Annotated in this window: 2 protein-coding genes; both read right to left on the reverse strand. The window is 74.4% G+C overall.

Going from position 1 to position 7,701, the window contains the following annotated elements:
* Positions 1–5,367 (reverse strand): type I polyketide synthase (locus tag NP777_RS46295; protein ID WP_256656225.1); only part of this gene is annotated, 5,367 nt, incomplete at its 3' end.
* A gap of 26 nt (positions 5,368–5,393) precedes the next feature.
* Positions 5,394–7,701, reverse strand: a 2,308-nt coding sequence (locus NP777_RS46300; protein ID WP_256656226.1) for an SDR family NAD(P)-dependent oxidoreductase, incomplete at its 5' end; no start/stop codon positions are given.

Genomic DNA, 7,701 nt, shown 5'->3' on the forward strand with positions numbered 1-7,701 from the left:
GGCGCCGGGGGCATCCGGTCCCCGGCGGCTGAGCAGCAGCAGATGGCGTATGCCGTGCCGGCTGACCAGGTGGCGGGCGATGGTGGCGCCGAGGGTTCCGGTGCCGCCGGTGACCAGCACCGTGCCGTCGGGGTTCAGGGTGCGGGGGAGGGTGAGCACGATCTTGCCGGTGTGACGGCCCTGGCTCATCCACCGGAACGCCTCGGGGGCACGGGTGATGTCCCAGTGCCGTACGGGCAGCGGCTCGATCCGGCCCGTCTCGAACAGCTCCACCAGCTCCGCGAGCAACTCCCGCACCCGCTCCGCGGGAGCCTCGCCACCGAGGTCGAACGCCCGGTAGGTGACCCCTGCATGCCGCGCCCCGACCTCATCGGGGTCCCGCAGATCGGTCTTCCCCATCTCCAGGAACCGGCCGCCGGGGCGGAGGAGTCCGAGGGAGGCGTCGATGTGCTCGCCGGTGAGGGAGTTGAGGACGACGTCGGCGGTGGAGAAGGCGTCGGCGTAGGCGAGGTCGCGGCTGGAGGCGAGCCGTTCGGCGGGAATGCCGAGCCGGTGCAGGGCATGGTGCTTGGAGGGGTGGGCGGTGCCCAGGACGGTGGCGCCGAGGTGCTGTGCGAGCTGGACGGCGGCCATGCCCACCCCGCCCGCGGCGGCGTGCACCAGCACCGTCTCGCCCGGCTGGACGTTCCCGAGGTCCTGCAGCGCGTACAGCGCCGTCAGATAGGCCACCGGTACCCCGGCCGCCGTACCGAACGACCAGCCCTCCGGCATCCGGATCACCGTGCGCGCGTCGGCGGTGGCCAGCGGGCCGAACGAGCCGGAGAACAGGCCCATCACCCGGTCGCCCACGGCCAGATCCCCGACGCCAGGGCCCACCTCGGTCACCACGCCCGCGCCCTCGGTGCCGATCACCGACCGGCCCGGATACATGCCGAGAGTCACCAGCACATCGCGGAAGTTGAGCCCGGCGGCGCGGACCTCGATCCGCACCTGACCGGCCTCCAGCGGCGCGGTTCCGGCCTCGTCGGGCAGCAGCGCGAGGTTGTCCAGGGTGCCGTACTCGGGCGAGTCCAGATGCCACGACGGCTCCGCGGGCACCCGCAGGCCGGGCTCGACCCGGGCCAGGCGCGGCACCCACACCGCGCCACCGCGCACCGCCAGCTGAGGCTCGTCCCCGGACCCGGACCACACACCGGCGGGCAGCTCGGAGAGCTCCTCATAGGTGCTGTCGGTGTCCACCAGGGCCAGTCGCCCCGGATGTTCGGCCTGGGCCGAGCGGACCAGGCCCCAGACCGCGGTGGCGGCCGGGTCGGTGACCTCGGCGTCCCCGTGCACGGCGACCGCCCCGCGGGTGACCACGGCCAGCCGCGTCCCGGCCGGCGCGTCGTCACCGACCCACCGCTGGATCTCCGCCAGCAGGCGGCCGGTGAGCTGACGGACCCGTACGGGCAGCGGCTCGGTGGGGTCGCCGGCCCACGCGCGCGTATCGGCCACGAGGACGTCGGGAAGGGTGGTTTCGTCGCCCTCCGCCGCGCCGAACGGCGCCCAGGAGGCGCCGCCGCCCTCCGGCAACTCCGGCAAGGCGTGTTCGCTCCAGCGGACCGTCCACAGCGCGTCATCGGCTTTGCCGCTCTCCAGCTGGGCCGGGTCCACCGCCCGCAGGGTGAGCGAGTCCACGGAGGCCACCGTCCGGCCCGAGCCGTCGGTCAGCCGTACCGCGAAGGCGTCGTCGCCGACCGGGCGGACATGCACCCGGACCGCGGTCGCACCACCCGCGTGCAGACGCACGTTGTTCCAGGCGAACGGCAGCAGGGTCACCTGTCGGGCCGGGTCGGAGGGCAGGCAGAAGCTGCCCGCGTGCAGCGCGGCGTCCAGCAACGCCGGGTGAATGCCGAACCGTTCGGCCTCCGTGGCGTACGCCTCCGGCAGCGCCACATCGCCGAAGATCTCACCGTCCCGGCGCCACGCGGCGACGAGTCCGCGGAACGCCGGTCCGTACGCGTAACCGGCGTCCACGAGCGAGCGGTAGAAGTCCGCCACCGGGATCGGCTCGGCTTCGGCGGGTGGCCACTCGCCGACCGGCCCGTCCTGCGGTGCCGGGACCCGCGCGGTGAGGGTGCCGGTGGCGTGCTCGGTCCAGTCCGTGCCGCCGTCGGCGCGCGAGTAGATCCGCACCGTGCGCCGTCCGCCCTCGTCCGCGCCCACGACGACCTGCACACTCAGGGCGGTGTCGGCGGGCAGCGTCATCGGCTGCCCGATCACCAGTTCCTCCAGTGCCGGGGTGCCGGTCTCGTCCCCGGCGCGCACCGCCAGCTCCACCATGGCCGTGCCGGGCACCAACACCGCCCCGGAGATGACGTGTTCGCCCAGCCACGGCTGGGCCCGCACCGACAGCCGCCCACTGAGCTGCACACCGCCGGTCTCCGGCAGCTGCACCACGGCGCCCAGCAGCGGGTGGCCCGCCTCCCCGAGGCCCACCGCGCCCACATCGCCGGACCCGGTGGCCCGCTCCAGCCAGTAGTGCTCATGCTGGAAGGCGTACGTCGGAAGGGCGACGCGCCGGGCGCCGGACCCGGCGAACAACGCGTCCCAGTCCACCGGCACCCCGCGTACGCACAGACCGGCGAGCCCGGCCAGCACCGCCTGGACCTCCGGGACGCCCGGACGCAGGGACGGTACGAACGCCCCGTCCGCCACCGCACCCGCCCGCGTCCGCGCATCCGCATCCGCGTCCGTATCCGTGTCCGCGTCCGTATCCGCATCCGGCAGGCAGTCCTGGCCCATCGCGGTCAGCACCCCGTCCGGGCCGAGTTCCAGATGGGTGCGTACGCCCGCGTCGGCGAGCGCGCGGACACCGTCGAGGAACCGCACCGCGCCCCGCACATGCCGCACCCAGTACTCCGGGGTGCGCAGCTCCTCGGGATCCGCCACCCCGCCCGTCAGGTTCGACACCACGGGCACTCGGGGCGGCGCGTAGGTCAGCCGGGACACCACCTCGCGGAACGCGTCCAGCATCCCGTCCATGTGGGGGGAGTGGAACGCGTGCGAGACCACGAGCCGCTTGGTCTTGCGGCCCTGCCGCGCCAGCGTCTCCGCCACCGCCGTGACCACGTCCTCGTCCCCGGAGACGACCACGGAGGTCGGGCCGTTGACCGCGGCGATGGAGGCCCGGTGCTCCTTCCCCGTGAGCAGGGGGATGACCTCGTCCTCGGCCGCCTCCACCGCGACCATCGCCCCGGTCGCGTCGAGTCGCTGCATCAGCCGCCCGCGCGCCCGCACCAGTGTGCAGGCATCCGGCAGGGACAGCACCCCGGCCACATGGGCCGCGACCACCTCGCCGATCGAGTGGCCCAGCACATACGCGGGACGCACCCCCCACGACTCCACGAGCCGGAACAGCGCCACCTCCAGCGCGAACAGCGCGGGCTGGGTGAACTCGGTCCGGTCCAGCAGCGCGGCCCTCGCCGACCCCTCCTCGGCGAACACCACCTCGGCGAGCGACACCGTGTCGTCCCCGCCCTCGTCCCCGTCTCCCGTGCGCAGGTCGCCGAACTGGGCGCATACGTCGTCGAAGGCCCGCGCGAACACCGGGTAGTGGCCGTGCAGTTCCCGGCCCATTCCGGCGCGCTGGCTGCCCTGGCCGGTGAACAGCACCGCGACCTTCCCGGATGCCACGGACCCGGTGACCGCCGACCGGACGGACGCGCCCGAGGCCACCGCCTCCAGGCCCGCGACGGCCTCCTCGGCATCGGCGCACAGCACGACCGCGCGGTGGTCGTGGAGGGTCCGGGTGGTGGCCAGCGACCAGCCCACGTCCCGCGCGCCAACGGCGTCCGCCTTCCGCACATGGGTCAGCAGCCGGGCGGCCTGGGCCCGCAGCGCCGCCTCGGTGTGGCCCGAGAGCACCCACGGCACGACATGACCGGTGGCGGCCGGACCGGGCTCGGCGGACTCCTCCGGCCGCTCGGCGGTGTTCTCGTCCGGGGCCTGCTCGAGGATGACATGCGCGTTCGTTCCGCTGACGCCGAAGGAGGAGATGCCCGCGCGGCGCGGGTGTCCCGTCTCCGGCCACGCCCGCCCCTCGGTGAGCAGGGACACCGCGCCCGTGGCCCAGTTCACCTTGGAGGTGGGCTCTTCGGCGTGGAGGGTCTTCGGCAGCCGGCCGTGCCGCAACGCCATGACCGTCTTGATGACACTGGCGATCCCGGCGGCGGCCTGAGCGTGGCCGATGTTGGACTTCAACGACCCCAGCCACAGCGGCCGGCCCTCCGGGCGGTTCCGGCCGTACGTGGCGAGGACCGCCTGGGCCTCGATGGGGTCGCCGAGGGCGGTGCCGGTGCCGTGTGCCTCGACCGCGTCCACATCGGCCACCGTCAGCCCGGCGTTGGACAGCGCCTGGCGGATCACCCGTTCCTGGGAAGGGCCGTTGGGGGCGGTGAGGCCGTTGCTCGCCCCGTCCTGGTTGACCGCGGTGCCCCGGATGACGGCCAGGACGTCGTGGCCGTTGCGGCGGGCGTCGGACAGCCGCTCCAGCAACACGAGCCCGACACCCTCGGACCAGGTGGTGCCGTCCGCGCCCGCGCCGAACGACTTGCAGCGCCCGTCGGGCGCCAGGCCGCGCTGGCGGGAGAACTCCACGAAGGCGGTGGGCTGGCCCATGACGGCGACACCACCGGCCAGCGCCAGGGAGCATTCGCCGGACCGCAGGGCCTGCACGGCGAGATGGGTGGCCACGAGCGAGGAGGAGCACGCGGTGTCCACGGTCACGGCGGGCCCGGTCAGCCCGAGCGTGTACGACACACGTCCGGAGATGACACTCCCGGAAGCGCCGACCCCCAGATAGCCCTCCAGCCCCTTGGGCGCGTCACCCGGACCGCCGCCGTACCCCTGGCCGCTGCCCCCGGCGAACACCGCGATGTCCCGGCCCTCCACCGACCGCGGATCCATCCCCGCCCGCTCGAACGTCTCCCACGCGGTCTCCAGCAGCAGCCGCTGCTGCGGGTCCAGCGACAGGGCCTCGCGCGGGGAGATGCCGAAGAACGCGGCGTCGAAGCCGCCCGCGCCCTCCAGGAATCCCGCCTCGCGCACATAGGACTTGCCCACCGCGTCCGGATCGGAGTCGAAGAGGGTCTCCAGGTCCCAGCCGCGATCCGTGGGGAACGGGCCGATCGCGTCCCGTCCCTCCGCCACCAGCTCCCACAGCGACTCCGGGTCGGTCACCCCGCCCGGCAACCGGCACGCCATCGCCACGATCGCCACGGGTTCGGTGGACTCGGCGATCAGCCGGTCGTTCTCCCGCCGCAGCCGCTCGACGTCCATCAGCGAGGTACGCAGCGCCTTGACCAGGTCTTCCCGGGACGCAGCCATGTGTGCTCCTCTCCGCAACCGCGGCGTCAGTCGTTTCCGAAGGTCGTGCCGCGCATCGCCCGGCTCACCAGTTCGTCGGCGTCCAGGTCCGCGATCGCGGTGTGCTCCGCCTCGGCGGCGGTGCTCAGGTCGGTCAGGCCACTCAACTCGCCCGGCTCACCCGCCGTGGAGTCCGCGAGGCGCACCAGCGCGTCCAGCACTCCGAGTTCGTGGAAGCGGCGCAACGGGACCGAGGCCAGCACCCGCCGGATCTCCCGCTCACGGCCCTCCGCGTCGGCGGCCCCGCCGTTCGCGAACCCGTTGGGGAGCCCGTCCCCGATGCCGTCCCCGATGCCGTCCACGGTCCCGTCCGCGGTGGGCAGCAGCTCCGTACGGAGCTTCCGCGCCAGCGTGGTGGGTTTCGGATAGTCGAACACCACCGTGGGGGAGAGCTGGAGCCCGGTGGCCGCGTTGATCCGGTTGCGCAGCTCCACCGCGGTCAGCGAGTCGAACCCGGTGTCCTTGAACGCGCGCTCCGGCTGCACCGCGTCACCGTCGGCATGCCCGAGCACGGCCGCCGCCTCGCGCCGCACCAGGTCGGTCAGGAACGCCTCCTGCTCCGGGCCGGTCAGCTCGGCCAGGCTGCCCAGGAGCACCTCGCGCCGCGACGCGCCGCCGTCCGGCGTGTCCGCCGCCAGGACCTCGGCGACCTCGGGCAACTGCCGCAGCAGCGGCCGCTCCCGGGCCATCGTGTATCCGGGCACGAACCGCGCCCAGTCGATATCGGCGACGATCACATTCGGCGGACCACCGCCCACGGCACGCGCCATCGCACGCAGCGCGGGCGCCGGGTCCATCGGCAGGATCCCGATACGGCGCCACTGGTCGCCGCCGTCGGCGTCGATCATGCCGAGACCGCCGCCCCAGCCGCCCCACGCCACCGAAGTGGCCGCGAGCCCCCGGGCGCGGCGGCGCTGCGCCAGCCCGTCCAGGAAGGCGTTGCCCGCCGCGTACGGGGCCTGGCCGCCACTGCCCCAGACACCGGCGCCGGAGGAGAACAACACGAACGCGTCCAGCTCCCGGTCCCCGACGAGCTCGTCAAGCACCAGCGCGCCACGCGCCTTGGCCCCCGTCACCGTGGCGAACTCCCCGGCGGTCACCTCGGTGACCGGAGCCGGGGGCAGCCCGGCACCGGCGGTGTGCACCACCGCGGTCAGCGGATGTGTCCGCTCCGCCTCCGCCAGCACCGCGGCCACCGCGTCCCGGTCGGTCACATCAGCCGCGGCGACCGTGACCCGCACATCTGCCAGCTCCGCCTCCAGTTCGGCCGCACCCGGCGCGGCACCGCCCTGCCTGCTGAGCAGCACCACATGGTCCGCCCCGCTCGCGGCGAGCCACCGCGCCACATGTGAACCGAGCCCGCCGGTGCCGCCCGTGACCAGCACGGTGCCACGCGGCTTCCAGGCGTTGCCCGAACCGTCCCGGTCCCGCAGCATCCGGCGGGCGAAGAGCCCGTCGGCGCGCACCGCGAGCTGGTCCTCTCCTTCCGGGGAGGACAGTGCGGCGAACAGCCCGTCCGGCAACTCCTCGTCCCCACCGTCCCCTTGAGCCGGAAGGTCGATCAGACCGCCGAAGGTGTCCGGGTGGTCGAGCCCGAGCACGGCACCGAATCCCCACACGGCCGACTGCACCGGGTCGGCCGCCTCACCGGCCACCGCGACCCCGCCACTGGTGACACACCACAGCGGTGCGGTGACCCCGTGGTCGCGCAGCGCCTGTGCCGCCGCCAGCGTGGCCGCGGTGCCGACGGACACCGTGCCGTACTCGGTGTCGGCGCGGTCGTCCCACGAGAGCAGGGACACCACCCCGGCACCGCCGTCCGCCGATTTGACCTGGTCGCCGAGCGCCTCCCGGCTGGTTTCGGAGACCTCGGCGGCCACCACCTCGGCGCCCCGCGCGGTCAGCCCGTCCAGCACCGCGCGTACCCGCGCCGAACCGGCCCGTACGGCCGGGACCAGCACCAGCCACCGGCCCGACAGCCGCGGGGTGACCGCGGCCACCCGGGTCCAGCCGACCCGGTACCGCCACGCGTCGGTGAGGGAGTCCTCCCGGCTGCGGCGGCGCCAGGAGGCCAGCGCGGGCAGCACCGTGCCGAGGGCCGCCGCGTCCACCTCGAGATCCCGCGCCAGGGACCGCGCGTCCCCGTCCTCGATGGCCGCCCACAGGGAGCTGTCCGCGGTCTCGGCCCGCGTCGGTGTCCTGGCGGGCTCCAGCCAGTAGTGCCGGTGCTGGAAGGCGTACGTGGGCAGCGGCACCCTACGGGCCCCGGACCCGGCGAACAGGGCCGCCCAGTCC

This window comes from Streptomyces rugosispiralis (assembly GCF_024505145.1).
Taxonomy (GTDB): domain Bacteria; phylum Actinomycetota; class Actinomycetes; order Streptomycetales; family Streptomycetaceae; genus Streptomyces; species Streptomyces rugosispiralis.